21 protein-coding genes are annotated in these 25,206 nt (G+C 72.9%); 9 read left to right on the top strand and 12 right to left on the bottom strand.

The features are described from left to right. Positions 1–4: 4 nt before the first annotated feature. Positions 5–247: a hypothetical protein gene (locus AB0L89_RS11785; RefSeq protein WP_365138247.1), complete on the top strand. Its 243-nt coding sequence runs from the start codon at positions 5–7 to the stop codon at positions 245–247. After that, complete coding sequence (locus AB0L89_RS11780; protein ID WP_365138244.1) at positions 244–423, top strand: hypothetical protein; 180 nt, start codon at positions 244–246, stop codon at positions 421–423. Before AB0L89_RS11785 ends, AB0L89_RS11780 begins: the two co-directional genes overlap by 4 nt. Here the strand turns inward: AB0L89_RS11780 and AB0L89_RS11775 are convergent. Next, positions 382–1,191 carry a class I SAM-dependent methyltransferase gene (locus tag AB0L89_RS11775; protein WP_365138241.1) on the bottom strand — a complete coding sequence of 270 codons (810 nt, stop codon included), beginning with the start codon at positions 1,189–1,191 and terminating at the stop codon, positions 382–384. The genes AB0L89_RS11780 and AB0L89_RS11775 overlap by 42 nt on opposite strands. 355 nt (positions 1,192–1,546) lie before the next feature. Between AB0L89_RS11775 and sph the strand changes: the two genes are divergently transcribed. Further along, entirely contained in the window at positions 1,547–2,527 is a 981-nt protein-coding gene (gene sph, locus AB0L89_RS11770) for a sphingomyelin phosphodiesterase (RefSeq protein ID WP_365138238.1), read from the top strand. A gap of 10 nt (positions 2,528–2,537) precedes the next feature. On the opposite strand, the gene AB0L89_RS11765 is transcribed toward sph, so the two are convergent. The 3 genes from AB0L89_RS11765 to zapE form a co-directional block, all read right to left on the bottom strand. Further along, positions 2,538–3,368 (bottom strand): polyphosphate kinase 2 family protein, encoded by an 831-nt coding sequence (locus AB0L89_RS11765; RefSeq protein ID WP_365138577.1) that lies wholly within the window; start codon positions 3,366–3,368, stop codon positions 2,538–2,540. Positions 3,369–3,608: 240 nt separating this feature from the next. Then, entirely contained in the window at positions 3,609–4,970 is a 1,362-nt protein-coding gene (locus AB0L89_RS11760; RefSeq protein WP_365138235.1) for a PhoX family protein, read from the bottom strand. Between the two features lie 166 nt (positions 4,971–5,136). Further along, positions 5,137–6,228, bottom strand: a complete 1,092-nt coding sequence (gene zapE, locus AB0L89_RS11755) for a cell division protein ZapE (protein ID WP_365138232.1) — start codon at positions 6,226–6,228, stop codon at positions 5,137–5,139. Between the two features lie 36 nt (positions 6,229–6,264). Here zapE and AB0L89_RS11750 point away from each other — a divergent pair, with 36 nt between their 5' ends. The 4 genes from AB0L89_RS11750 (at position 6,265) to msrB (ending at position 9,693) form a co-directional block, all read left to right on the top strand. Further along, complete coding sequence (locus AB0L89_RS11750) at positions 6,265–7,089, top strand: pyrimidine reductase family protein (protein WP_365138229.1); 825 nt, start codon at positions 6,265–6,267, stop codon at positions 7,087–7,089. A gap of 132 nt (positions 7,090–7,221) precedes the next feature. Beyond that, positions 7,222–7,701 (top strand): indole-3-glycerol phosphate synthase, encoded by a 480-nt coding sequence (locus AB0L89_RS11745; RefSeq protein ID WP_365138226.1) that lies wholly within the window; start codon positions 7,222–7,224, stop codon positions 7,699–7,701. Between the two features lie 132 nt (positions 7,702–7,833). Further along, positions 7,834–9,228: a UDP-N-acetylmuramate--L-alanine ligase gene (murC, locus tag AB0L89_RS11740; protein WP_365138223.1), complete on the top strand. Its 1,395-nt coding sequence runs from the start codon at positions 7,834–7,836 to the stop codon at positions 9,226–9,228. A 57-nt stretch (positions 9,229–9,285) separates the two neighbouring features. Continuing rightward, positions 9,286–9,693, top strand: a complete 408-nt coding sequence (gene msrB / locus AB0L89_RS11735) for a peptide-methionine (R)-S-oxide reductase MsrB (RefSeq protein WP_365138220.1) — start codon at positions 9,286–9,288, stop codon at positions 9,691–9,693. Positions 9,694–9,753: 60 nt separating this feature from the next. Here msrB and AB0L89_RS11730 read toward each other — a convergent pair whose 3' ends face one another. Then, a complete protein-coding gene (locus AB0L89_RS11730; protein ID WP_365138217.1) occupies positions 9,754–10,689 on the bottom strand; it encodes a hypothetical protein in 936 nt (311 codons plus the stop codon). Positions 10,690–10,863: 174 nt separating this feature from the next. Between AB0L89_RS11730 and AB0L89_RS11725 the strand changes: the two genes are divergently transcribed. Further along, the gene (locus AB0L89_RS11725; protein WP_365138214.1) at positions 10,864–12,780 is read left to right on the top strand and encodes a caspase family protein; all 1,917 of its coding nucleotides are present in this window, start codon (positions 10,864–10,866) and stop codon (positions 12,778–12,780) included. Between the two features lie 374 nt (positions 12,781–13,154). Here the strand turns inward: AB0L89_RS11725 and AB0L89_RS11720 are convergent, their stop codons facing one another. The 7 genes from AB0L89_RS11720 to AB0L89_RS11690 all read right to left on the bottom strand — a co-directional run bounded on the left by AB0L89_RS11720 (position 13,155) and on the right by AB0L89_RS11690 (position 23,636). Further along, positions 13,155–16,001, bottom strand: a complete 2,847-nt coding sequence (locus AB0L89_RS11720; RefSeq protein WP_365138211.1) for a CHAT domain-containing protein — start codon at positions 15,999–16,001, stop codon at positions 13,155–13,157. Between the two features lie 219 nt (positions 16,002–16,220). Beyond that, positions 16,221–17,522 (bottom strand): M28 family metallopeptidase, encoded by a 1,302-nt coding sequence (locus tag AB0L89_RS11715; RefSeq protein WP_365138208.1) that lies wholly within the window; start codon positions 17,520–17,522, stop codon positions 16,221–16,223. 197 nt (positions 17,523–17,719) lie between these two features. Further along, positions 17,720–18,109, bottom strand: coding sequence for a D-ribose pyranase (rbsD, locus tag AB0L89_RS11710; protein WP_365138205.1), 390 nt, complete (start codon positions 18,107–18,109; stop codon positions 17,720–17,722). Next, positions 18,106–19,026 carry a ribokinase gene (locus AB0L89_RS11705; RefSeq protein WP_365138202.1) on the bottom strand — a complete coding sequence of 307 codons (921 nt, stop codon included), beginning with the start codon at positions 19,024–19,026 and terminating at the stop codon, positions 18,106–18,108. The genes rbsD and AB0L89_RS11705 overlap by 4 nt, the downstream gene beginning before the upstream one ends. 113 nt (positions 19,027–19,139) lie before the next feature. Beyond that, complete coding sequence (locus AB0L89_RS11700; protein ID WP_365138199.1) at positions 19,140–21,086, bottom strand: substrate-binding domain-containing protein; 1,947 nt, start codon at positions 21,084–21,086, stop codon at positions 19,140–19,142. After that, on the bottom strand, positions 21,076–22,608 hold the full coding sequence (locus AB0L89_RS11695; RefSeq protein WP_365138196.1) for a sugar ABC transporter ATP-binding protein: 1,533 nt from the start codon (positions 22,606–22,608) through the stop codon (positions 21,076–21,078). The genes AB0L89_RS11700 and AB0L89_RS11695 overlap by 11 nt, the downstream gene beginning before the upstream one ends. Further along, a complete protein-coding gene (locus AB0L89_RS11690; protein WP_365138193.1) occupies positions 22,605–23,636 on the bottom strand; it encodes a LacI family DNA-binding transcriptional regulator in 1,032 nt (343 codons plus the stop codon). Before AB0L89_RS11690 ends, AB0L89_RS11695 begins: the two co-directional genes overlap by 4 nt. Before the next feature lie 862 nt (positions 23,637–24,498). Here AB0L89_RS11690 and AB0L89_RS11685 point away from each other — a divergent pair. Further along, a complete protein-coding gene (locus AB0L89_RS11685; RefSeq protein ID WP_365138190.1) occupies positions 24,499–24,909 on the top strand; it encodes a hypothetical protein in 411 nt (136 codons plus the stop codon). The last annotated feature ends 297 nt before the right edge of the window (positions 24,910–25,206 follow it).

Here is a 25,206-nt window from a genome sequence, read left to right as displayed (position 1 = left end):
CGAAGTGATCGCCGCGGTGATCATCGCATTGATCGCCGAAGTCGTCGCTGAAGCCGAACGCCCCGGCACCGTCGTGCCGTTCGATTCGGTGCGACGCCGGACGCGTCTCCCGTCGACCAGTCGGCACATCGGTGCACCGGTACATCGGTACATCGGCATTCCGGTTCCGGACCTCCGGCTCTTCGCACAGCCGGATCTCCGGACCGCGCCCGCATCGACCCTGCCTGCCGACGGAGGAATCCCATGACCACCATCGTCGTTCAACTCGCCGCCGGAACACCCCAGATCCTGCTCGCCGTCGTGGTCGTGCTCGCCGTGACGTTTCTGGCCGCCCTCGCCATCGCGGTCCGGGGCACCGCCCCTGAGGAACGCGCGCGGGTGTTACGCGCCTTCGCCCACGTCCTGCCCGTTCGCCGCAGATAGACCGCGTCCGCCGGACGCGTCCCGAGGGGCCTCGGCCGGACGGCGGAACAGCGCCGTCCACAAGAACGGCTCGCCGAACAGCGGCGAGCCGTTCTTCTCGTCGCGCATGCGGCGCAGTTCGATCTCGGTGAGGCCGGCGAAGATCCGGCGCAGCGAGTCGGCGCCGTAGGCGAGGCCGCCGTGCAGGCCGGCCGTGCGGTAGAGGTCCGCGTCGGGCAGCTCGGAGCCCATGCCGTTCTCGCCGGCGGCGAAGCAGGTGAGGGCGAAGTGGCCGCCGGGCGCGAGGACGCGGTCCAGGAGGGCGAGATAGCTGATCCGGCGGTGCGGCGGCAGGTGGTGGAAGCAGCCCGAGTCGTAGACCAGGTCGTACGGTCCGGTCAGCCAGGTCTCCGTCATCGCGAAGGCGTCGCCCTGGTGGAACCGTATGGCGGCGCCCGCCTCGGCGGCCCGGTCGGCGGCCCAGGCGAGGGCGGCCGGCGAGAGGTCGACGGCGTCCACCTCGAAGCCCAGGGCGGCGAGGTGGAGGGCGTTGCGGCCTGGGCCGCAGCCCAGGTCCAGGGCGCGGCCCGGCGCGAGAAGGCCCCGCTCCACGTACGAGGCGAGGTTCTCGTCCGGTTTCGCGGCGAAGAACGGCACGGGCTTGGCGCGGTCCGCGTAGAAGCCGTCCCACCATGCCGCCCCTTCGGTGGTCCACCGGTCGGCCTCCGGGGCGAACAGCCCGTCGAGGAGCTTCATCACGTCGTCGATCGTGCGGATGTCGCGGTCCATCAAGTCCCCTTTCCGAGGCGGCAATTGTAGGTCGGGGGATCGGCGAAAGCCCAGGTCAGAGAGGTTCTCGAAGGCGTTCGCGCGGCTGTCTCCGGGCCTCTGCACGGCTGGTCGGGACATCGGGGAGCCACCCCTCCACCCGGCCCCCAAGAGACGCCGACGCACCCCGGGAAGGCCGTCACGGGCCCTTCCACGGGCACTCCGGAGGCGCCTTTTCGGCGGGATCGGACGACGTGTTCACGCGAAGTATCCCCAGAAGTAATCACAGCTGCTTGGATGTGCGGGCGCCGGAACAACGGCACCGTCCGCATCATCCGGAACAGCATCGACCACCCCCCCACCCTCAGGAGTTTTTGTGCCGCACGCAGCGCCGCGCAGGGCCCAGGCCGCCGCGATCACCACCGTGCTCGCCGCCGCCACGCTCGCCGCCGTCGCCCCGTCCGCCCCTGCCGCCCCTGCCGCCACGCCTTCGCTCAAGGTGCTCACGTACAACACGTTCCTGTTCAGCAAGACGCTCTACCCCAACTGGGGCCAGGACCACCGCGCCAAGGCGATACCGGCCGCGGACTTCTTCCAGGGCCAGGACGTCGTCGTCCTCCAGGAGGCGTTCGACAACTCCGCGTCCGACGCGCTCAAGGCCAATGCGGCGGACCGCTACCCGCACCAGACGCCGGTGATGGGCCGCAGCAAGAGCGGCTGGGACGCGACCGGCGGCGCGTACTCGGCGGTGACGCCGGAGGACGGCGGCGTGACCGTCCTCAGCAAGTGGCCGATCGTGCGCAAGGAGCAGTACGTCTACAAGGACGCGTGCGGGTCCGACGCGTACTCCAACAAGGGCTTCGTCTACACGGTCCTGGACGTCAACGGCACCAAGGTGCACGTCGTCGGCACGCACACCCAGTCCACCGACCCGGGCTGCGGCAGCGGCGAGGCGGCGGCCACGCGGGCCAAGCAGTTCAAGGAGATGGACGCGTTCCTGGCCGCGAAGAACATCCCGGCGGACGAACAGGTCATGGTGGCGGGCGACTTCAACGTCGACTCGCACAGCTCCGAGTACGCCTCGATGCTCGCCGACGGCGGCTTCGCCCCGGCGGACACCCGCACGGGCCACCCGTACTCCTTCGACACCCAGGACAACTCGATCGCCGCCGAGCGCTACCCGGACGACCCGCGCGAGGACCTCGACTACGTCCTCCACCGCAAGGGCCACGCCCGCCCCGCGACATGGCGCAACGACGTGATCAAGGAACAGACCACCCCGTGGACGGTCTCCAGCTGGGGCAAGCAGTACACGTACACGAACCTCTCGGACCACTATCCGGTGGTCGCCCGCTGACCGTCTGAGATCAGCGCTCCACGGTTTCCTGAAGGCGGCTTCGGCAGTCCGTCACGTCGAAGTCCGCCTTCGGGTACTGGGGGTCCAGGGACTCCAGGTGTTCCAGGAGGAGTTTGCTGATGGCCCAGTTGCGGTACCACTTGCGGTCCGCCGGGATCAGGTGCCAGGGGGCCGCCTGGGTCGAGCAGCGTTCCAGGGCGATCTCGTACGCCTCCTGGTAGGCGGGCCACAGGGCGCGCTCCTCGATGTCGCCCGGGTTGAACTTCCAGTGCTTGTCCGGGTTGTCGAGGCGTTCCAGCAGGCGGCGGCGCTGCTGTTCGTACGAGATGTGCAGGAAGCACTTGATGATCGTGACGCCGTCGTCCGCGAGGGACTTCTCGAAGCGGTTGATCTGGCCGTAGCGGCGGCCCAGCTGGCTGCGCGGGACCAGTTCGCGGACGCGGGCGATGAGGACGTCCTCGTAGTGCGAGCGGTCGAAGATGCCGATCTCGCCGGGCTGGGGGAGCGCCTTCATGATGCGCCAGAGGAAGGGGTGGTTCTGCTCCTCGGCGGTCGGCGCCTTGAACGCCTTGATGCGGCAGCCGGAGGGGTTGAAGAGGCCGATGACGTGCTTCACCGTGCCGCCCTTGCCGCTGGTGTCCATGCCCTGGAGCACCAGCAGGATCCGGCGCCGGTCGCCCTGGGTGCTCGCCGCGTACAGGCGCTCCTGGAGGTCGGCGAGGCGTTCGCCCAAACGGGCGGTCGCCGCGAGCCCCGCGGCCTTGTCGGCCGGGCCCGCAGGGGTCGCGGCGGCGTCGTACGAGGAGAGGTCGACCCTCTCCCCTTCGGGGATGCGCAGCAGGTCGGAGAGGAGAGGCGGGGCCTTCTTGGCGGATTTCCCGGATTTCCCGGATTTCCCGGACTTCCCGGACTTCCGGGATGTCTCGGTCCTGCCGGTGGTCTTTCCGCCGGTCTTCCCGCCGGTCTTCCCGGCTGGGTCCCCGACCCGCTTTTTCGTGCCCCTGCCGTCCTTCTTGGACTTCGCCACCGCGCACCCCTTCCGGTCGTATCCCTCGATCGTGCGACGAGGGCCGGTGGGCCGCTACTTGTGCCAGGGCCCCGTCACCGCGAACGTCGTGCCGGGCGTGTAGCAGTTCACGTACATCGTGTCGTGGTCCGGCGAGAACGTGACGCCCGCGAACTCGCCCCACTCGGGCTTCTCCGGCGTGCCGATGTTCTGCCGGCCGCGCGCCATCGCGTAGACCTCGCCGCCCCGGGTCAGCCCGTACACGTGCTGCGCGCCGTCGCCGTCCTCGCACACCATCAGGCCGCCGCTGGGTGCGAGGCAGATGTTGTCGGGGGACTCGCCGGGCAGCTGGATGTCGGTGCTCGGGCCGAAGACGATCACGAGGGTGAGCCGGCGCGCGGACGGGTCGTACCGCCAGATCTGGCCGAAGTGGTCGGCCGCCGAGCCCTCCGCGCTGTGCGCGAAGGAGGAGACGAAGTAGACGGACGAGCCGCCCCAGTAGCAGCCCTCCAGCTTCTGCGCGTGCGTGATGCCCTTGGTGCCGAAGTCCTGGAAGCGGATGGGGGTCTGGGCCGCCAGCGGGTCCGGTACGTCGACCCACTCGATGCCCTCGAAGCACGCGCCGGTCTCCTGGATGGCGGAGAGGTCCGGCACGCCGGGCACCCGCATCGCCTGGAGCTTCCCGCCCGCGCGCAGGGAACCCCGGCCGCCCTCGGGCTTCTTGGGCAGGAAGCGGTAGAAGAGGCCGAACGGCTTCTGGAAGGCGTCCTCGGTCTCGTAGACGATGCCGCGCTTGGGATCGACGGCGATGGCCTCGTGCTGGAAGCGGCCCATCGCGGTCAGCGGCACGGCGCCGGTGCGGTGCGGGTCCACCGGGTCGACCTCGAAGATGAAGCCGTGGTCCTTGGTGTAGCCGTTCGTACCGGCCTTGTCCTCGGTCTCCTCGCAGGTGAGCCAGGTGCCCCAAGGGGTGGGCCCGCCCGCGCAGTTGACGGCGGTACCGGCGATCGCGACGCGCTCGCTCAGGACGTTGTTCCGCCGGTCGAGCGCGAGCGCCGTACAGCCGCCCTTGGCCATCGGGTCGTAGGTCAGCCCCTCGACGGTCGGCACACCGATCTTGCCGGTGACGCGGTTCTCGTGGTTGCGCACGAGGTGGACGCCGCCGTGTCTCCCGCGGAAGGCGGCCATGCCGTCGTGGTTGCTGGGGACCTTGCCCTCGCCGGAGCGCAGGGCGTCGCCCTCGCGGGAGAGGACCTTGTAGCGGAACCCCTTGGGCAGGTCGAGCAGCCCCTCGGGGTCGGGGACGAGAGGGCCGTAACCGGCCTTGCCGTGTGCGGCCGCTGTGCCCGCGAAGAGTTCCGAAAGAGCGCCGGTGAAGGCGATTCCCGCGCCCAGCGCACCGGTGCGGGCGAGAACCTGACGTCGTGTGGCAGACATGATGGGCAACCTCCTGTTGGCGGACAGGAATGTGACCGGATGTGTGTACCACGCGCCTTGGTGCACGGGAACCACGCGCGTAGCTTCCGTTTTACGCGTCCTTTTGACCGCGTCCTTTCGGCCGCCGCCGCGCGCGTCCCGTGCCGTACCGGGGGCTGACCGGGGGTTACCCGTCGACGAGCCCCTTGGCGTCCCGCGCGAGCGCCGTGAGCCGGGAGATGGCCCGGAAGTACTTCTTGCGGTACCCGCCCTTGAGCATGTCCTCGCTGAACAGACGGTCGAAGGGCACACCGGAGGCGAGTACCGGTACCTCTCGGTCGTACAACCGGTCGGCGAGCACCACAAGACGCAGCGCGGTCGACTGGTCGGGCACCGGCGTCACATCGGTCAGGCAGACGGCGCCGAGCCCGTCCGTCAGTGCGCCGTACCGGCTGGGGTGGACCCTGGCCAGGTGGGCGAGCAGGTGCGGGAAGTCGTCGAGCGAGGCGCCCTCGGTCGCGTACGCCGCCTTGGTGACCTGCTCCTCCGAGAACGGGGCGGGGGCCTCCGGCAGGCCGCGGTGGCGGTAGTCCTGGCCGTCGATGCGCAGCGCCTTGAAGTGGGCGGACAGGCCCTGGATCTCGCGCAGGAAGTCGGTGGCCGCGAACCGGCCCTCGCCGAGCTTGCCGGGCAGCGTGTTGGAGGTCGCGGCGAGCGCCACGCCCTGCTCGACGAGCTTGGCCAGGAGCGAGGAGACCAGGACCGTGTCGCCCGGGTCGTCCAGCTCGAACTCGTCGATGCACAGCAGCCGGTGGCCGCTGAGCGTGCGCACGGTCTGCTGGAAGCCGAGCGCGCCGACCAGGTTCGTCAGCTCGACGAAGGTGCCGAACGCCTTCTGCTCGGGCGCCGCGGGCGTCGCGTGCCAGAGGGAGGCGAGGAGGTGGGTCTTGCCGACGCCGTACCCGCCGTCGAGGTAGATGCCGCGGGGGCCCGTGGGGGCGGCGGCCTTCTTCTGGAACCAGCGCTTCTTGCCCGAGCCGCTGGCGTGCGCCCCGCCGAGGCCCGCCGCGAAGCCGCTGAGGGCGCGGACCGCCTCGGTCTGGCTGGGCCGGCCGGGGTCCGGGATGTACGTGTCGAAGCGCACCGAGTCGAAGCGCGGTGGCGGCACCATCTCGGCGACGAGACGGTCGGCGGGGACTTGCGGTTCGCGGGCGCACAGCGACAGCGGACCGACATCGGCTATGGGGCTCTGCCCGGGGGCAGTGGTGCAGGACGACACAGTTCCCCAGTTTAGAGGTCGTGCAAGACTGCGGACATGCGACGCCTGTTCCCTGTGACGGACCAGACAACCGACCGGACGGACACCCGGACGGAGGACCGGACTGATGACCGGAGGCACAACCGGACGGATGAGACGGTCGAACGGGAGTGGGGGCTGGACGAGCTGGCCGACGCCTACGCCTATCCCTTGGGGGCGGCGACCTGGCTGCGCGCCAACATGGTGTCCGCGCTGGACGGCGCGGCCCAGCACGACGGCCGCTCCCAGCCCATCTCCAGCGACACCGACATGCGGGTCTTCGGCACCCTGCGGGGCCTGGCCGACGTGGTGGTCGTCGGTGCCGAGACGGTCCGCAAGGAGGGCTACCGGCCGGCCCGCGCGCGTGAGGCCTTCGCGGCGCGCAGGGCCGCGGCCGGGCAGACGCCGGCGCCCGCCGTCGCGGTCGTCAGCGCGAGCCTTGACCTGGACTTCTCTCTTCCGCTTTTTACCGGGCCGCTGACGCCGACGCTCGTGGTCACGGGCGCCGCGGCGCCCGCCGAACGGATGGACGCCGCTGCGCAGGCGGGCGCCGTCGTGGTCGTCGCGGGCGAGGGGGCGGTCGTGGAGCCGGAGCGGGTGGCGCCCGCGCTGGCCGAGCGGGGGCTGACCCGGCTGCTCACGGAGGGCGGGCCCCGGCTGCTCGGCCAGTTCGTGGCGGCGGGGGCGCTGGACGAGCTCTGTCTGACGGTGTCGCCGATGCTCACCGCCGGCGACGCCCAGCGGATCGCGGTCGGGCCCGCGCTCGCGGTGCCGGAAAAATTCGCACTGGCATCCGTACTGGAAGAGGACGGGTTCCTCTTCACCCGATACCGTCGTACCTGACAATCGGCGGAATCAGCCGTTCCGTTTGGCTTCGGCTGGGCACACTAGATCTCGCAGACCCCGTGCGAGCACGGGGCAGGATGGTTTCCGCAAGGGCCTCAGGACGGCCCACGGAGGAGAAGGGCGCCTGGCGTGTTCACAAGCGTATTGATGATCGAGAAGGCCCTGACGTCCGCCGACGTGGAGTTCGTCACCACCTTGCACGGGGACGAGCCCGTCACCTTCCACGTGCTGCTCCAGCCCAGGGGCGACCAGGCGGACCGACTGCTGCGGGCCATCGACGACGTCGCCCTCGGCGAGCTCGACCAGGCGGCGCGCGAGGGCGAGACCCCCGAGGGCCAGGACGCGACGGGCCCCGGCGAGCAGGCGCTTCAGGTCTCCCTCACGGCGCTGCACGCGGCGGGCTGCGCGGCCCAGGGACGGCTCATCGAGGACCACCCGCTGGACGCGCTCAAGGATCTGGTCGATGACGCGGACGCCGACGAGGTGATCGTCCTGACCGACCCGCACTACGTGGAGGAGTTCTTCCACCGGGACTGGGCCTCACGGGCGCGGCACAAGGTCGGCGTCCCCGTCCTGAAGCTGTTCTCCCACAGCGCGGCGGAGGAGTAGGCACTCAGCCGGACCGGGCGGGGCGGGGAGCCGCGCCCGCCCGGGGCGCCAGGCAATAGGCTGGGGGCCGCCCACGCGTCGTACGGCGCGTGGCCCGACCGACGTACTCGCACCACCAGGGGAGACACACGCATGGCACCCGGCCTTCCTACCGCCATGGACCGACCGCACTTCATCGGCATCGGCGGCGCCGGAATGTCGGGCATCGCGAAGATCCTGGCCCAGCGCGGCGCCAAGGTCGCGGGCAGCGACGCCCGTGACTCGGCCACCGCCGAGGCCCTGCGCGCGCTCGGCGCCACGGTCCACATCGGCCACGACGCCGCCCACCTCGCCGAGGACGCCTCCAGCGTCGTCGTCTCCTCCGCGATCCGCGCCGACAACCCCGAGCTGGCCCGCGCCACCGAGCTCGGCATCCCCGTCGTGCACCGCTCGGACGCCCTGGCCTCGCTGATGGACGGCCTGCGCCCGATCGCGGTCGCCGGTACGCACGGCAAGACCACGACGACCTCGATGCTCGCGGTCACCCTCTCCACCCTCGGCCTTGACCCGTCGTACGCGATCGGCGGCGACCTGGACGCGCCCGGTACGAACGCGCTGCACGGCGCGGGCGACATCTTCGTGGCCGAGGCGGACGAGAGCGACCGCAGCTTCCACAAGTACACGCCCGAGGTCGCCATCGTCCTGAACGTGGAGCTCGACCACCACGCCAACTACGCGTCGATGGACGAGATCTACGAGTCCTTCGAGACCTTCGTGGGCAAGGTCGTCCCCGGCGGCACGCTGGTCGTCTCCGCCGACCAGGCGGGCGCCGTCGAGCTCACCCGGCGCGTGCGGGACCTGGGCGAGCTGAAGGTCGTCACCTACGGCGAGTCCGAGGGCGCCGACCTGCGCATCCACAAGATCACCGCGCGCGGCCTGACCAGCGAGGTCACCGTCCTGCTCGACGGCAAGTTCCTCACCTTCACCGTGTCGGTGCCCGGCCGTCACTACGCGAACAACGCGGTCGCGGCCCTCGCGGCGGGCATCGCGCTCGGCATCCCGTCCCGGAACCTGGCCGGCGCCCTGAAGTCGTACACCGGCGTCAAGCGCCGCCTCCAGCTCAAGGGCGAGGCCGCGGGCGTGCAGGTCATCGACTCCTACGCCCACCACCCCACCGAGATGACCGCCGACCTGGAGGCGATGCGCTCCGCCGCGGGCGACTCCCGCATCCTCGTCCTCTTCCAGCCCCACCTCTTCTCGCGCACCCAGGAGCTGGGCACCGAGATGGGCCAGGCCCTCGCCCTCGCCGACTCCTCCGTGGTCCTCGACATCTACCCGGCCCGCGAGGACCCGATCCCCGGCATCACCAGCGAGCTGATCATCGACGCGGCCCGCGCGGCGGGCGCCGAGGTGGCGGCCGCGCACGACAAGGCCGAGGCCGTGAAGGCGGTCGCGGGAATGGCGAAGCCCGGCGATCTCGTTCTCACCATGGGAGCGGGCGACGTCACCGACCTCGGCCCGCAGATCCTGGCCGAGCTGTCGAAGTAGCGGTCACCACCAGCCGTAGCGGTCACCAGAAGCCGCGGACGTAAGGGGTTCAGAGTCATGTCGTACGACGTCGAGAAGCCGGACGAGGAATGGCGCGCGGAGCTGACCCCGGCCGAGTACGCGGTGCTGCGCCAGGCCGGCACCGAGCCCGCGTTCGTCGGTGAGTACACCGACACCAAGACCAAGGGCGTCTACTCCTGCCGGGCGTGCGGCGCCGAGCTCTTCACCTCCGGCGAGAAGTTCGAGTCGCACTGCGGCTGGCCCAGCTTCTACGACCCGAAGGACACCGACGCGGTCGAGCTGCTCCAGGACACCTCGCACGGCATGGTGCGGACCGAGGTGCGGTGTGCGCGCTGCGGCTCGCACCTCGGGCACGTGTTCGAGGGTGAGGGCTACCCCACCCCGACGGACCAGCGCTACTGCATCAACTCGATCTCGCTGCGGCTGGCGCCCGACGAGGGCTGAGCCGCCGAACGGCGGTGAGGGGCCGGGCCCCGGTGCCGGACATGGGTCCGGCACCGGGGCTCAGCCGCGCAGCCCCACTCCGTGCCGGGTGCGCAGCCGGTCGATCTCCCACCAGGCCACCGCCGACACCGAGAGCGGCCCGGCCACCAGGGCGCCGAGCTGGATCAGGGGCGGTCCCGGCGGCGGTCCCGAGACCGCGAGGTTGATGCCCGCCAGCTCCCAGACCAGCAGACCGGCGAGCAGCGCGGGCAGGGCCGCGTGCACCCGCGTGGTGCTGAACGCGGTCCGCACGACCGTCGCGGACGAGAACGCGACGAAGAACAGCATCCACAGCGCCGGGAGCAGCAGCGTGGGCATGACCAGCGGTGTGAGCACGCCCGCGTTCGTGTCACGGCCGAAGTAGGTCGCCGCGAGGGCCAGCAGCGGAACGGCCGTGAAGGCGCCGAAGTAGCAGAGCACCGCGCGCACCGTGGTCCGCAGTCCCGCCCGCATGGCCGCGCGCCGGGGCGCGGACGCCAGCCGGAACAGGAGCACCAGCACCAGCGGCGCGGTCAGGAGCAGCAGCCACGGCGTGAGCACCAGGCGGAACACGAACTGCTCCTGCATCTCGCTCCAGTCCTCCGAGGTGCCGTACGCGAGGAGGATCAGCAGCGAGGCGGCCAGCGCGATCCAGGCCCGGACCTGCTGGACGCGCAGCACCTGGGGGTCCTGGAGCCGCTGGTGGCCGTCCGGCGGGAACATCGCGTGCGCCCGGATCCTGGCCGAGCGCGCCAGCGGATAGGTGAGCACGAGGAAGAACAGCGGCCAGGCACAGCACAGCAGGGGCGCCGCGAGGCAGCCGCGCCGTGGGCCCGCCTGCCGCAGCAGCTCCCTGGTGGGCGGCCAGTCGCCGTCGCGCAGGCGGCGCCACAGGGGGGCGCGCGGAGGGCGGTACGGGTGCGGCCCGCCGTTCGGCGGCCATGGTGGACGGTAGGGTCCGTGTCCCCCGGAAGTCACGCGTGCTGCCCTCCTGTACGTGGCTGCCGCCGTCGGCCCCCGGCGACCGGCGGTGATCGCAGACGGACATTGAACTCCCTTGCGGGCGAGGGCACATGGCGATGACCGCAACTGCCCGGCAACCGCCCACGAAGCGACCTGACGACGCCCAGGACCGGCTGGCAGGATCACCGCATGCGGACCGTGAACGCGCTCTTCGTGGGCATCGACGACTATCCCGGCAAGCCGCTCCAGGGCTGTGTCAACGACGTGACGGAGGCGGAGAGCTGGCTGCGCGCCCAGCCCGGACTCGCGCCCCGCGTCCTGAGCCTGCACGACGCACGGGCCACCCGCGCGCGGGTCGTCGAGGCCGTCGGGACACACCTGGGGCGCAGTGGTCCCGGTGACACCGCGCTGCTGTGGTTCAGCGGGCACGGCAGCGCGCGGGACACCGACGACCCGCGCGCGGCGACCGGCCGCAGCGAGTCCCTGGTGTGCCACGACAGCCTCCGTGAGGGCGGCCAGCCGCTCCTGCGCGACACCGAACTCGGCGCGCTGCTCGACCGGATCGCGCGCGGTGGCGCCCATGTGGTCGCCGTCCTCGACTGCTGCCACGCGGGCGGGGCGACCCGCGAGGAGGCCGCGCCCGGGGCGCGGACGCGGGGCGTGACGTGGCAGCCGTGGTGGCGTACGGAGGGGGCCGCGGGCGTGGGCGGCGGCGGTCCGTGGGGACGCGGCCGGGTGTGGGGCGGCGGGGCACGGCGCGAGCGCGGGGCGCGGGACGGCGGCGGGCTCGGGGCCGAGGCGCCGCGGCATGTGCTGCTCGCCGCGTGCCGGCCCCGGGAGAACGCCTACGAGACGTCCGTCGACGGCGCCGTGCGGGGCTGCTTCAGCCACGCGCTGCTGGGGTCGCTGCGGCGCCTGGACGCCATGGCCACGTACGGGGCGCTGCACGCGCTCGTCGAGGAGCGCGTGCGGGGCGCGCACCGCGACCAGCACCCCGAGCTGCGCGGGCCCGGGAGCCGCCGCTTCCTGTACGACGCCCCGCTGCCCGCCGCGCCCTTCCTGCTCCGGCACACGGAGTCCGGGTGGGAGGTCAACTGCGGTTCCGCGCACGGGCTGCGGGCCGCCGGGGCCGAGTTCACGCTGCTGGACGCGGGGGCCGGGGCTCCGGGCGGTCCGCCCCGGGTGGTCGCGGTGCGTGCGGTGCGGGCCGAGTCCGCGCTGGTGGAGCCGGTGGGCTGGCGGCCCGGGCCCTTCGAGCGGGACGTGGTGCACGGTGTGACGCCGTCCGCCTCGGCGTTCCCGCCGGCCTCGGTGACGGTCTCCGGGCCGCCCGACGCGGTCCGCGCGGTCTCCGCCGCCGTCGACGGGCAGCCGCTGCTGGCCCGGGGCGGGGCCGGACTGCCGCTGCGGGTGGCGGTGGGCGACGACGGGTTCGCCCGGGTGTCGGGCGGGGCGGGACATCCGCTGGAACCGATGCCGCTGCGGTCCGGCGAGGACGCGGTGCGGGTGGCCGACTGCCTGGCGCACCTGACGCGTTGGCATCAGCTGCGGGACTTCGGCAGCCCCGATCCGGCGGTGTCGGCGCGGCTGCGGATCACGGTCGAGGGGCTGGTGGGGGACGTGCGGGTGGACTCCGCTACGGGGGAGCTGGTCTGCGCGTACGCCTCCGACGGGAGGGAGCCGCAGGTGCGGGTGCGGATCCACAACGACTGGGATCGTGAACTGTGGTGCGTGCTGCTTGATCTGACGGACAGTTACGAGGTGTCGCCCGCGCTGTACGAGGGGGACTTCGTGGGGCCCGGGAGGGTGGGGCTCGCACGGCGGGGGGAGGCGGTGTGGCTGCGGTTGCCTTCGGGGCGGGCGGTGGTGCGGGGGGCGGTGGTGCGGGACGTGTTGAAGGTCGTCGCCACGGAGGGGCCGTTGAATACGGCGCCGTTCGTGCTGCCCGCGTGGTCGGCGGCGCGGGCGGCGGGGGGTCCCCCACGGGGTGGGGTGGTCCGTCTCGGGGCGGCCCCGCGGGGCGGGAGCCGGGACATGGTCGCCGCGGGGCGCGGTGCGGGGCGGTGGGGGACGGCTTCGGTGACGATCCGCACGGAGGTTCGGTGAGGCTTCTTGTGCGGGGCCCCGGGGCGGGTGCCTTCTTTTAGAGCTGCCCGGCGCCGGGGGTGTGCCCGCCTGCGCCGGGGCGGGTGTCTCCTTGATCGCTGCCCGGCACGGGTCGGCTGCGCCGGGGCTTGGGCCACGGTCATCGCTGCCCGGCACCGTCCGCTTCCCGGCGCTCCGCGCCGGGTCTTTCCCACCCACCCACCCGTTTGCCCCGCACCGCCCTGCGGGACCGGCTGCGCCGGCGCTGGAGCCACACTTCCCGCCACCCGGCACCGTGGGCTGTGCCCACCCTTCCCCAAGCTCTCGGCTTCGCTCGAGCAGGGGAGACCCCACTCGCCCTGCGGAACGCCTGCCCACAGCGGGGGGCTGGGGGGCTACCAGCCCAGGTGGGTGAAGCCTGCCCAGCCTGTCAGGTCTGTGGAGCGGATGTGGGGGACCTGGGACAGGAGGTGCGGGGGCATTTCCGGTGGGGGTTGGCGGGAGTCGTTCAGCATCCAGAGCTGGGCACGGCGCAGGGCCTGGCCCGGAGGGAGGGCGTCCGCGTGCAGGTAGTGGTGCGTCATGTACATCAGGAGTGACGTCGCCTCGTCCGGCACCGGCCACATCGAACCGATCACCGAGCGCGCGCCCGCCACGAGGAACGCCGTGGCCAGGCTGTACGCCTCGTCGTAGCCGCGGCCGGACACATGGGTGCGGCACGCCGCGAGGAGCACCAGCTCCAGCCCCCGGTACCCGGGCGTCCCCTCCGTCAGCTCCTCGGCCGTCAAGTCGCCGCCGGACAGCACGAGATGGGCGCTGTGCCGTTCGCCGTGCCGCACCACGCCGTGGCAGGCGAGGTGCAGCACGCCGCCGCGCTGGCGCCGCAGCCACGACCGCACCGCGGCGGGCGTCGCCGTGCCGGGGCCGAGCAGGTCGCCGCCCGGGTGGAACGCGCGGTGGACGGCCGCCGCCTCCTCGCCCGCGTGGCGCAGGTCCTGGGTCGGGTCGCCGACGACGAGGGCGTCGCGCGCGCCGGTCCCCGCGCCGGGCCGCGCGGCCACCTCGCACAGCATCCGGGCCGACGGCACGGCGGAGATCTGCGCCCGCTGGCAGGCGTACGGCCGCGTGCCCCGCCGTCCGGGCAGCCGGGCCGCGTGCCAGGGCACCACGCCCAGCTCGCCCATGGGCACGAGCGCCACGGTGGGCGCCGTGCCGTAGCCGCGCGGCAGGTGGTCCAGGAGCGGGCCCATCACCGTGCTGCCCGCCCAGTCGCAGAGCCGCTCCAGCGCCCGGCCGCCGTCCGGCGGGGGAGTGGGCGCGGCCGGGGGCGGCGGGGCGGCGGTGGGCGGTCCGCCCGCGTCGCGCACGGCCCCGACCTGCGCGTGATACCGCGTCAACTGCGCCGCCTCAAGGGTGAGTCCGGGCAGCTGGAGCGCGCTCACGGTGCCGTCGGCGGCGACGGCCAGCGCCGTGCCGGGGACGCCGTCGCCCGCCGGCACCAGATAGACCAGCGCGGTGGCGCCCATGGTCCGCAGCGCGTCGCCGATGTCGCCGGGCGAGGGGACGTCGAGGATCCGGCGCCGCACCGGCGACGTGCCGAGCGCCTCCAGGGCGCGCCGCCGCAGCCGGCTGGACGGGCCCGAGGCCGCGGCCCGGCCGGTGAGCGCCGCCTCCTGGTCCAGTTCGGGCCCCACGGCCCCCGCCGCCCGCCACTCGTCCGCGAGGGCGGCCGCGCCGACGGAGTCCAGCATCTCGGGCACCGTGGCCGACACGGTGGCCGCGTGCAGCACCAGGCCGCGCCCGGAGTCCAGGGCGCGTACGGCGTCGTCGAGCGCGCCGTCGGCCAGGCACCAGCGGGCCACGTCGAGCGCCCGTTCCCCGGCGCGGCGCGCGCTCTGCGCGGCGTGCGCGGTACCGGACTGGAGGAGGGCGCTCCACGACGCGGCCCGCACCGCGTCCAGGCCCACGCGCCGGGCCTCGGCGTGATTGAGCGCCCGGGCGCGGGAGTGGGGCCTGTGCGCGTCGCCGCGTACGCGATAGGCGCTCGCCAGCGACATGCCCGTGGTGACCCGCAGCGGGTGCTCGGGGCCCTCGGTCAGCCGCAGCGCGTGGGTGAGCCAGGAGATGCCCTGGTCGCGGTCGTGGGCGCGCTCCGCGCGCGAGGCCCGCGCGCGCTGTCCCTGGAGGAGGTGCGCGTTGCCGAGCGTGGCGGCGGCACGCACCCAGCGGTCGTCGTCGGGTTCGATGAGGCCGAGCGCCTCGTCCAACAGGCCCATGGCGTCCGCGACTTCATGGGGCGCGTCGGCGAAGAGGGCGCGGGCCAGGCGGCTGGTGCCGGTCTCGACGAGCCGGTCGGCGCGCGCGTTGCGCGGCAGCCCCGCGATCTGCCGCCGCACCTCGTCCACGGGCGGCTGGCCCGACGGGGTCACGGGCGGCAGCAGGCCCCCTTCGCGGCGTGCGCGCAGGATCGCCAGGTTGCTCCGGTCGATGTCGAGGGCGGACTGCATGCCGAGGCGGTCCATGTGGTCGGCCGGCAGCCGGGCCAGGACCGCCTCCTGGAGGCGGATCTGCTCGGCCAGCGCGTCCGCGTCCTCGCGCCGCACGGCCTGCTGCGCCCGGAAGGAGGCGAGCTGCCCGTCCACGGCGAGCCGCAGCCCTTCGTCGAAGATCGGCGAGTCGCGCAGCCGGGCGATGTCGTCGACGGCCGAGTCGAAGTCGTCGTCACCGCCGCCGAGTTGGGCGAGGTGCGCCCGAAGAGCGGCGTGCTGGAGATCGACCGCGTCGCGCTGCGGGCTGCCCGGCGGCAGCAGGGCGCGGGCCTGCTCCAGGCGTGCGAGGTCCGCCTCCATCGCGCTGGGGTTCTCGCCGGTCGGGTACTGCATCCCGGACGAGCTGCCGACCGTGGTGATCATGGCCTGCCACTGGGCGTCCGACGGGCCGTGCTCACGGGCCGCGTCACGCAGTTCGTCGAGCTGGTGGCCGGGGAGCTGTGCGTCGTACCGCAGCATCGGCAGGATGGTGAGCACCTGGCCCGCGCGCATGCCGGAGATGAGCGTCCCGGCGGGCAGCGCGCGCCAGTCGGCGTACAGCATGGCGTAGGCCTCGGCGCCCGTGGCGCAGCCGAGCCGGTCGAGGACGAGTTCGGTGAGCCGGTTCAGGTCCTGGGCGCCGGTCATGCCCTGGTCCGCGGCGTTCTTGACCTCCCATGTCAGGGCGTGGAGGTCGTACGTCTTGCCCGGCATGTCAGCGGCTTCCTCCTCGGCGGTCCGCCCCGGTGGCACTCGGCTGACCGAACGTCAAAAAACCGAGTGCCACGGTGACTTGTGCTCATGATCGGGCACGGGTGGCCCGCGTCACAAGCCGGTGCGGGGTGGACGGGACGAGGACCGGGCGCGTCCTCGTCCACGCCGGCGGACGGTCGAACTCCAGGACGCCAGACGCCAGAAGCCAGACGTCAGATGTCAGAACGTCAGTTTCCAGCTGTTGATGTAGCCGGTGTCCTGCGCGGCCACGTCCTGGACGCGCAGCTTCCAGGCGCCGTTGGCCGCCTTGGCGGACGCGTCGACGGTGTACGTCGCGATGACGTTGTCCGCGGAGTCGTTGCCGTTGGAGTCCTTCAGGCGGTACGCCGTGCCGTCGGGGGCGAGCAGGTCGACGACGAGGTCGCCGCGCCAGGTGTGCCGGATGTCGACGTCCACCTTCAGGGCGGCCGGTGCGTTGCCGGTGCGCCCGGTCACGTTCACCGTCGAGGTCACCGCGGCGCCGTTGTCCGGGACGGTGACGTCCGTGGTGTTCTCGTACGCGTCGCCGGGCGGCACGGTGGCCTCGGTGCCGAGCGCCCACACCGCGTAGGCGATGGCGTCGCTGTTGCGGTCCAGCGCGGTGTCGTTGACGTTCGACGTGGTGTCGCAGGACGAGTGGTAGCAGCGGTCGAAGGCCTGGCCCGCGGTGCCGCCCCACTTCTGCGCCTGTGCGCTGGACTTGGCGCGCTCGGCGCCGGAGAAAAGACCGCCGACCGGGATGCCGACGTTCTTGAACGGGGCGTGGTCGGAGCGGCCGTCGCCCTCGGTCTCGATCTCGGTCGAGATGTTGAGACCGGCGTAGTAGTCCTTGAACGTCTTTTCGATCGTGGGGTCGTCGTCGTAGACGAAGTAGCCCGCGTTCGGTGAGCCGATCATGTCGAAGTTCAGATAGCCGCTGACCTTCGAACGCTCGGCGGTGGGCAGGTTGTTGACGTAGTAGCGCGAGCCGACCATGCCCAGCTCCTCGGCGCCCCACCAGGCGAACCGCAGGTGCTTGGTGGGCTTGAGCTGGGCGCGCGAGACGGCGAGCGCGGTCTCCAGGACGCCGGCCGAGCCCGAGCCGTTGTCGTTGATGCCGGGGCCCGCGGAGACGCTGTCGAGGTGGGCGCCCGCCATCAGGACCTTGTTGGGGTCGCCGCCGGGCCAGTCCGCGACGAGGTTGTAGCCGGTGCCGCCGCCCGAGGTGAACTGCTGGACGCTGGTGGTGAATCCGGCGGCGTCCAGCTTGCCCTTCACGTAGTCGATGGAGGCCTTGTAGCCGGGCCTGCCGTGGGCGCGGTTGCCGCCGTTGGCCGAGGCGATGGACTGAAGCTGCGAGAGGTGCGCCTTGACGTTGGCGAGCGGGATGTCGGGGGCCGCGAGCGTCGGGGCGGGCGCCGCGGCGGTGGGAGCGGCGGTGGCGAGCAGGCCGCCGATGGCCAGAGCGGCGGCACCGACGGCCGCCCGTCTGAAGACAGTCATGTGGGGCTCCGTATTCCGAACAAGAATGGGGACGGAACGTACGAGACGCCCTGCGACGCGGGTGTGTCGCAGGACGCCTTTGGAGCTGTGCGTTGCCTGATGGTGAGGGCGGGGCGGCCCCCGGTCAAGGGCGGAATCCGGTCAGAAAGCGGGGAGCGATGTCCGCATATCGGACCCTGCCTAGAGGGAGTGCCGGGTCAGAAGAAGACCCCGCACCGCAGCAGCACGTTCGCGTACGGAGTGGCCTCGCCGGTCCTGACCACCAGACGGGCCGTCGCCGAGAGCCCCTTGAGCTCCTCGTGCGGGACCAGGTCGAGCGCGGGGAGCGAGTCCCGCAGCAGCCGCGCCGCCCCCGGATTCGCCTCCCGCACCTCGTGCGCCGCGGTGCCGCCCTCCACGACCAGCTCCGCGAGGAGCCCGTCGAGGACCTCGGCGAAGGAGGGGACCCCGGCGCGGAACGCCAGGTCCACCACGCGCGGCCCCGCCGGGATCGGCATCCCCGCGTCGCAGACCAGCACGGTGTCGCCGTGGCCCAACTCGGCCAGCGCGCCCGCGAGATGACGGTTCAGGATGCCCGACTTCTTCACGGCGAAGGGACCTCGGGACCGGCCAGCTCCGCCGCCGTCGGGTACGAGTCCTGCGCGCCCTTGCGGGTCACCGCCGCCGCACCCACGCGTACCGCGTACGCCGCCGCCGTCGCCAGGTCCTCGCCGAGCCCGAGACGCCAGGCGAGCGCCGCGGTGAAGGCGTCGCCCGCGCCCGTCGTGTCCACCGCGTCGACGCGCGGACTCGGCACCCGTACGAAGGCGTCGGCCGCGCCGTCCGCGGTGAGGGCGCCCTCGGCGCCCAGCGTGATCACCACCGAGCGCGGGCCGAGCGCGAGCAGCCCGCGCGCCCAGTCCTCGGGGGCGTCGCCCGCGTCCGCGCCGAGGATGACACGGGCCTCGTGCTCGTTGACCACCAACGGGTCGCAGGCGGCGAGGACTTCGCCCGGCAGCGGGGCCGGCGGCGAGGGGTTCAGGACCAGGCGGCTCTCCGGCCGCAGCCCGCGCACCAGCTCCGCGACCGTGTCGAGGGGGATCTCCAGCTGCGTGGAGACCACCCGCGCGGCGGCGAGCAGACTGCCCGCCGCGCGGATGTCCCCGGGCGTGAGGCGGGCGTTGGCGCCCGGCGACACCACGATGCTGTTGTCGCCCGACGGGTCGACGGTGATCAGCGCGACGCCGGTCGGCGCGCCGCCCACCAGGACGCCGACGGTGTCCACGCCGGCCGCGCGCTGCGCGTCGAGCAGCAGCACGCCGTGCGCGTCGTCGCCCACCCGGGCGAGCAGCGCGGTGCGGGCGCCCAGGCGGGCGGCGGCGACCGCCTGGTTGCCGCCCTTGCCGCCCGGGTGGACGGCCAGGTCGGAGCCGAGGACCGTCTCCCCGGCGGCCGGGCGCCGCTCCACGCCGACCACCAGATCGGCGTTGGCGGAGCCCACGACCAGCAGGTCGAACTCGTTCATGGGGTGATTCCTGCTTTCGTACGGTACGGAGGTGGCGGCGGCCTCGGGGGAGGCGGCGGTGGCCGGGCCGGGCCCGGCCACCGGGGCGCCGGTCGAGGGGACCGGGGCGTCGGTCACGAGAAGTCGTCGACGTTCTTCGACGTCACGACCTTCACCGGCACCTTCACCATCTTCTCGACCTTCTTGCCCTGTGCCGCCCGGACCGCGTTCTCCACCGCGATCCTGCCGAGCTCCTTCGGCTGCTGCGCCACCGACGCGTACAGCGTGCCCGCCTCGACCGCCTTGAGGCCGTCCGGGGTCCCGTCGAAGCCGACCACGGGGACGGACGTGCCCGCCTTGTCGCCGAGCGCCTTGACCGCGCCGAGCGCCATCTCGTCGTTCTCGGCGAAGACGCCGTTCACGCCCTTGTGGGACTGGAGGAGGTTCGTCATGACGTCCAGGCCCTTGGTGCGGTCGAAGTCCGCGGGCTGCTTGGCGACCACGTCGATGCCGGGGTACGCCTTGATGCCCTCGGCGAAGCCCTGGCCGCGCTCGCGGCTCGCGGAGGTGCCGGGCGTGCCCTGGAGGACGACGACCTTGCCCTTGCCGCCCAGCTTCTCGGCGAGCGTCTTCGCCGCCAGCTTCCCGCCCGCGACGTTGTCGGAGGCCACGAGCGTGGCGGTCTCCGCCTTGTTCACGCCGCGGTCCGCGGCGATCACCGGGATGTCCGACTTGTTGGCGCCGCGCACCGCGGGTCCCGCCGCGTCGGAGTCCACCGGGTTCACGATGATCGACTTCACGCCCTCGCCGGTGAAGTTCTGCAGCTGGTTGCTCTGCTGCGACGCGTCGTTCTGCGCGTCGGTGACCGTCAGGTCGATGCCCGCCTTCTCGGCCTCGGCCTGCGCGCCCTCCTTCATCTGGACGAAGAAGGGGTTGTTGAGGGTCGACAGCGACATGCCGACCTTGGTGGTCGTGCCGGACGAGCCCTGGTTGAAGAAGGACACCGCGCCGACCACGGCCGCCACGACCACGGCGGCGACCGCGTACTTCACCGCCTGCGGCCCCTTGCCGCGCACGCCCCCGGACGCGCCGGAGGACGCCCCCGGGCTCGCCCCGGCCCGGCGGCGCAGCGTGTCGAGGAGGACCGCGAGCGCGATGACCACGCCGATCACGACCTGCTGCCAGAACGCCGACACGGACAGCAGGTTGAGGCCGTTGCGCAGCACCGCGAGGATCAGCGCGCCGACGAGCGTGCCGGACGCCTTGCCGACGCCGCCCGCGAGGCTCGCGCCGCCGATGACGACCGCGGCGATCGCGTCGAGCTCGTAGCCCTGCGCGGCCTGCGGCTGCGCGGAGACGAGACGTGAGGCGAGGACGATGCCCGCGACGGCCGCGAAGAGCCCGGAGAGCGCGTAGATGACGAGCTTCTGCCGCTTGACCCGCAGGCCGGACAGGCGGGCCGCCTCCTCGTTGCCGCCGATGGCGTACATGGAGCGGCCGATGAACGTACGCCCGAGGACGACCGCCGTCACCAGACCCATCGCGATCATCACGATCACCGGGACCGGCAGCCAGCCGCCGACCGTGTCACCGAGGTGCGAGACCGAGTCGGGGAACGCGATCGGGCTGCCCTGCGAGATCACCAGGGACAGGCCGCGCGCCACGGACAGCATCGCGAGCGTCGCGATGAACGGCGGCAGCTTCCCGTACGAGACGAGCAGGCCGTTGACGAACCCGCACGCCATGCCGGTGGCGACGGCAAGCACGACCGCGAGCCAGACCGGCAGCCCCTCCGACGTCGCCGTCCAGGCGAGGACGGTGGCCGAAAGCGCGGCCACCGAGCCGACCGACAGGTCGATGCCCGCCGACACGATCACGAACGTGACGCCGAACGCCAGGATCGCGGTCACGGCGGCCTGCACGCCGACGTTGAGCAGGTTCTGCGTGGTGAGGAAGTCGCCGGAGAGCAGCGACATCGCCACGACCAGGACTATCAGGGCGCTCAGCGCGCCGTTGTCGAGCAGGACGCGGCGGAGCGTCGGTGCGCCACCCGCGTCGCGCTTCACGGTTTCAGTGGCCACGGGAGCCCTCCGCTTCTTCTTCGTTCCGTACTGCCGCGGTGGTGACGGCGAGCGCCATCACCGCGTCCTGGGTGGCCTCTTCGGCGGCGAGTTCACCGGCGATCCGGCCCTGCGCCATGACGAGGACCCGGTCGCTCATGCCGAGCACCTCGGGCAGATCGCTGGAGATCATCAGGACCGCGTGCCCGGCGGCCGTCAGTTCGTTGATGAGCTGGTAGATCTCGACCTTCGCGCCGACGTCGATGCCGCGCGTCGGCTCGTCGAGGATGAGGACCTTGATGTCGGCCAGCAGCCACTTGCCGATGACGACCTTCTGCTGGTTGCCGCCGGAGAGGGTGCGCACGTGCTGGCCGAGCCCGGCCATCCGCACCCCCAGCTGCTCGGCGATCCGCGCGGCCGCCCGCTGCTGGCCCTTGAGGTCCACGAGCCCGGCGCGGGTGGCCGAACGCAGCGTGACCAGGCCGAGGTTCTCCTGCACGGAGGCGTCGAGGACCAGGCCCTGGCCCTTGCGGTCCTCGGGGACCAGGCCGATGCCCGCGCCCATCGCCGCGTTCACGTCGTGCCGGGGCAGCCGCTCGCCGTGTACGTCGACGGTGCCCGTGTCGTAGGGGTCGGCGCCGAAGACGGCGCGCGCCACCTCGGTGCGGCCCGCGCCGACCAGCCCCGCGAGCCCGACGACCTCGCCGGCCCGCACCTCGAAGCTCACGTCGTGGAAGACGCCGTCGCGGGTGAGGCCGTCGACGCGCAGCAACGGCGCCCCGGTGTCGGGGCGTTCGCGCGGATACTGCTGCTCGATGCTGCGCCCCACCATGAGGCGTACGAGCTCGTCCTCGTCCGTCGACGCGGGCACCTGGTCGACGCTGCGGCCGTCGCGCAGGACGGTGACGCGGTCGCCGAGGGCCGCGATCTCCTCCAGGTGGTGGGTGATGAAGACGATGCCGACGCCGTCCTCGCGCAGCGTGCGCACGATCCCGAAGAGCTTGTCGACCTCCTCCGAGGTGAGGACGGCGGTCGGCTCGTCCATGATGAGCACGCGCGCGTCCAGGCTCAGCGCCTTGGCGATCTCGACCATCTGGAGCCGGGCGATGCCCAGTTCGCGCACCTTGGCGCGCGGCGACACCTGGACGCCGACGCGCCGCAGCAGCACCTCGGCGTCGGCCTCCATCGCCTTGCGGTCGATCATCCCGAAGCGGCGCGGCTGGCGCCCCAGGAAGATGTTCTCGGCGACGGTCAGGTCCGGGACGAGGTTGAACTCCTGGTAGATCGTGGCGATCCCGAGCCGCTCGGCGTCCTGCGCGCCGTGGATGCGGACCTCCTCGCCGTCCACGACGACGCGCCCGCTGTCGGGCCGGTAGGCGCCGGAGAGTATCTTGATCAGGGTGCTCTTGCCCGCGCCGTTCTCGCCGAGCAGGACGTGCACCTCCCCGCGCCGCAGATCGAAGTCGACGGAGTCCAGCGCGACGACGCCGGGGAACGTCTTGCGGATGCCTTCGATGCGCAGCAACTCCTCCTGGCTGCTCACGAGTTGCTCCTTTCCTCAACGGGGGTGGGCTCGCCGCAGGAACGCCGTACGACGAGCCGGGCGGGCAGGGTCACGGACCGGGGACTGCGGCCCTCGATGCGGTCGACCAGCGCGTGCACGGCGGCGCGGCCCAGCTCACCGGTCGGCTGCGCGATCGCGGTGACCGGCGGGTCGGTGTGCACGAACCACGGGATGTCGTCGAAGGCCGCGAGGCCGATGTCCTGCGGCACGCGCAGGCCGCGGGCGCGGATCGCGTCGAGGGCGCCGAGCGCCATCAGGTTGTCGGCGGCGAAGACGACCTCGGGCGGCTCGGGCAGGGCGAGGAAGCGCTCGGTGGCGCGGCGTCCGCTGGCGGCCTGGAAGTCGCCCTGGCCGATGTACGCGTCGGGCAGGGCGGTGCCGTGCTCGCGCAGCGCCTCACGGAAGGCCTCGACGCGCTCGCTGCCGGTGGTGGTGGCGGCCGGGCCCGCGATGATGGCGAGCCTGCGGTGCCCGAGGCCGTGCAGGTGGGCGACGAGGTCACGGACGGCCTGCCGTCCGTCGGAGCGGACGACGGGCACGTCGAGGCCCGGGATCCACCGGTCGACGAAGACCATCGGGGTGCCGGCGCGCGCGGCGTCCAGCATCAGCGGGGAGCCGCCGTCGGTGGGGGAGACCAGGAGCCCGTCGATGCGCCGGTCCAGGAGGGTCCGTACGTGGTGGTCCTGGAGCTCGGGCCGCTCGTCGGCGTTGCCGATGATCACGCTGTAGCCGAGCGCGCGGGCCGCCTCCTCGACGGAGCGGGCGAGCTCCGTGAAGTACGGGTTGAGCACGTCGCTGATGACCAGGCCGAGGGTCCGGGTCTGGTCGGTGCGCAGGGAGCGGGCGACGGCGTTGGGCCGGTAACCGAGCGACTCGACGGCGGCGAGCACGCGGGCGCGGGACGCCGGGCTGACGGAGGGGTGGCTGTTGAGCACGCGCGACACGGTGGCGACGGACACGCCGGCCTCGGCCGCGACGTCCTTGATGCTCACCGAAGACGGGGCCATCGTCGGTCCACCTCCTCGTGGAATCGATTACACGAGGATTGGAAACGATTACACGGGCGTGTGGCAAGAGGTGGACGGGATCTTCGTGGTGAGCGAGACCTGATTGTGATGGAGCGGGCTCAGATGAGCGGAGGGCTGGAGGGGGAGGGGAGGGTGCGGCGCTGGTGGCGGGGGTGTGGTCGGTGTGACGGTGGCTTCGATCGGTGTGGTGGGAGGGGTGAGAGGGGCGTCGTGAGAGGTACATGACTGTTGTGCTGAGAGGTGGTGAAGGGTGCGGTGGGGCGCGTGGCTCGTGCGGCGTGAGGGCTGTGACCGGTGCGACGGTGGGAGTGTGGCCGGTGCGGCGGTGCGGCGGTGCGGCGGTGCGGCGGTAGGGCTGCGGCTGATGCGGCGGTGGTGCTGTGGCCGGTCCGGCCGGAGCGTTGTGATCGGTGTGACCCGTGTTCTGGCGGGGGTGTGACCGGCGTGACGGGAACCGTGGGGGCGGTCATGGGTGTCGTGACTTCGGGGGAGGCGCTGCGGCTGCCTCGTGGGTCCGTGCGTCCCGAGTGGACGCGAGCGGCCCGTGTGTACGTGCTCTGACCGAATCGGACCTGCCTTGACCGAACCTGTCCTGCCCTCGCATGAACCCGCTTGGCCCGGATGAACCTGCCCTGCCCCGTACGCATCCACGTCACCGCGCATGATTCCGCCTCAACCAGCATGAATCCGCTTCAGTTCGCATGAATCAACCCTGTCCTGCCCACCCTCGGTCCCGCCTCGCACGAACCCACCCGGCCCGCCGGGAACCCACCCCACCCCGCCCCGCATGGCCCCCCGCCCTCGACCGCCCCGCCCCTTCCCCGGAGGTGCCGTGAACCGGATGACCCCGCCGGCCGCCGTCGGCGCAGCCGTGATCGCCACCGGTACGGCGCCGCTCGTCGGGCGGCGGCGCGACCGGCGGGAGCGTGCGCGGGAGCGGCACGCCACGCGGCGGGAGCCGTACACCTCCTGCCCCGCCGTGCTCGGCGAGGCCCGCGACGAACCGCGTGCCCTCGCCCGCGACTCCGTCACCGTGTCGGCGGACCCATCCGCCGGGGCCGGCGAGGCGTGCGCCCCGTGCTCCGCGCCCCGGTACCGGACGCAGATCCTCGCGCCGCCCGCCGCCGTCGGCCCCGTGGACGGCGTGCGCGCGGGTGCGCCGGAGCGCGAGCGTCTGGTCGACCGCTTCCGCCGCGAGCTGGACGTGGTGAGAGATGTCCTGCGGTGCGACCCGGCGGCGGGCAGGCCGTGAGGGGGGTCGCGGGTCGTGCGGGGCGTCGCCCGCCGGGCGGCGCATGAGCGCGGCGCACGGTCATGGCGCGCGGCGGCGGCGTGCGCTTCGACTCCCGTGCCCCGATCCGTCCGTCCCGTCCGTGCCGCGTACGGGGCGGAGCCGGGCCGTACGGGAGCGGACCGCGCGGCGGGACGGCAGGTCGGCGGGGGTGGGTCCGGGGCGCGGGCGGGGGCCCGGTCCCTGCGCCGGGCCGCGCCGTCCGGCGCGCCGGGCACCACTTCGTCCCTCCCGGGTTCCTCCCGCGTGAGACGTCGG

This window comes from Streptomyces sp. NPDC052114 (assembly GCF_040680155.1).
Classification (GTDB): Bacteria; Actinomycetota; Actinomycetes; order Streptomycetales; family Streptomycetaceae; genus Streptomyces.
This window is presented reverse-complemented; position numbering and strand designations above follow the sequence as displayed.

Excerpts from the sequence above, each read along its gene's own strand:
- AB0L89_RS11775 (WP_365138241.1), bottom strand. The coding sequence starts at position 1,191 with ATGGACCGCGACATCCGCACGATCGACGACGTGATGAAGCTCCTCGAC.
- AB0L89_RS11725 (WP_365138214.1), top strand. The coding sequence starts at position 10,864 with ATGCGGACCGTGAACGCGCTCTTCGTGGGCATCGACGACTATCCCGGC.
- AB0L89_RS11705 (WP_365138202.1), bottom strand. The coding sequence starts at position 19,026 with ATGAACGAGTTCGACCTGCTGGTCGTGGGCTCCGCCAACGCCGATCTG.
- msrB (WP_365138220.1), top strand. The coding sequence starts at position 9,286 with ATGTCGTACGACGTCGAGAAGCCGGACGAGGAATGGCGCGCGGAGCTG.
- AB0L89_RS11690 (WP_365138193.1), bottom strand. The coding sequence starts at position 23,636 with ATGGCCCCGTCTTCGGTGAGCATCAAGGACGTCGCGGCCGAGGCCGGC.
- murC (WP_365138223.1), top strand. The coding sequence starts at position 7,834 with ATGGCACCCGGCCTTCCTACCGCCATGGACCGACCGCACTTCATCGGC.
- AB0L89_RS11715 (WP_365138208.1), bottom strand. The coding sequence starts at position 17,522 with ATGACTGTCTTCAGACGGGCGGCCGTCGGTGCCGCCGCTCTGGCCATC.
- AB0L89_RS11780 (WP_365138244.1), top strand. The coding sequence starts at position 244 with ATGACCACCATCGTCGTTCAACTCGCCGCCGGAACACCCCAGATCCTG.
- AB0L89_RS11750 (WP_365138229.1), top strand. The coding sequence starts at position 6,265 with ATGCGACGCCTGTTCCCTGTGACGGACCAGACAACCGACCGGACGGAC.
- AB0L89_RS11685 (WP_365138190.1), top strand. The coding sequence starts at position 24,499 with ATGACCCCGCCGGCCGCCGTCGGCGCAGCCGTGATCGCCACCGGTACG.
- AB0L89_RS11720 (WP_365138211.1), bottom strand. The coding sequence starts at position 16,001 with ATGCCGGGCAAGACGTACGACCTCCACGCCCTGACATGGGAGGTCAAG.
- AB0L89_RS11760 (WP_365138235.1), bottom strand. The coding sequence starts at position 4,970 with ATGTCTGCCACACGACGTCAGGTTCTCGCCCGCACCGGTGCGCTGGGC.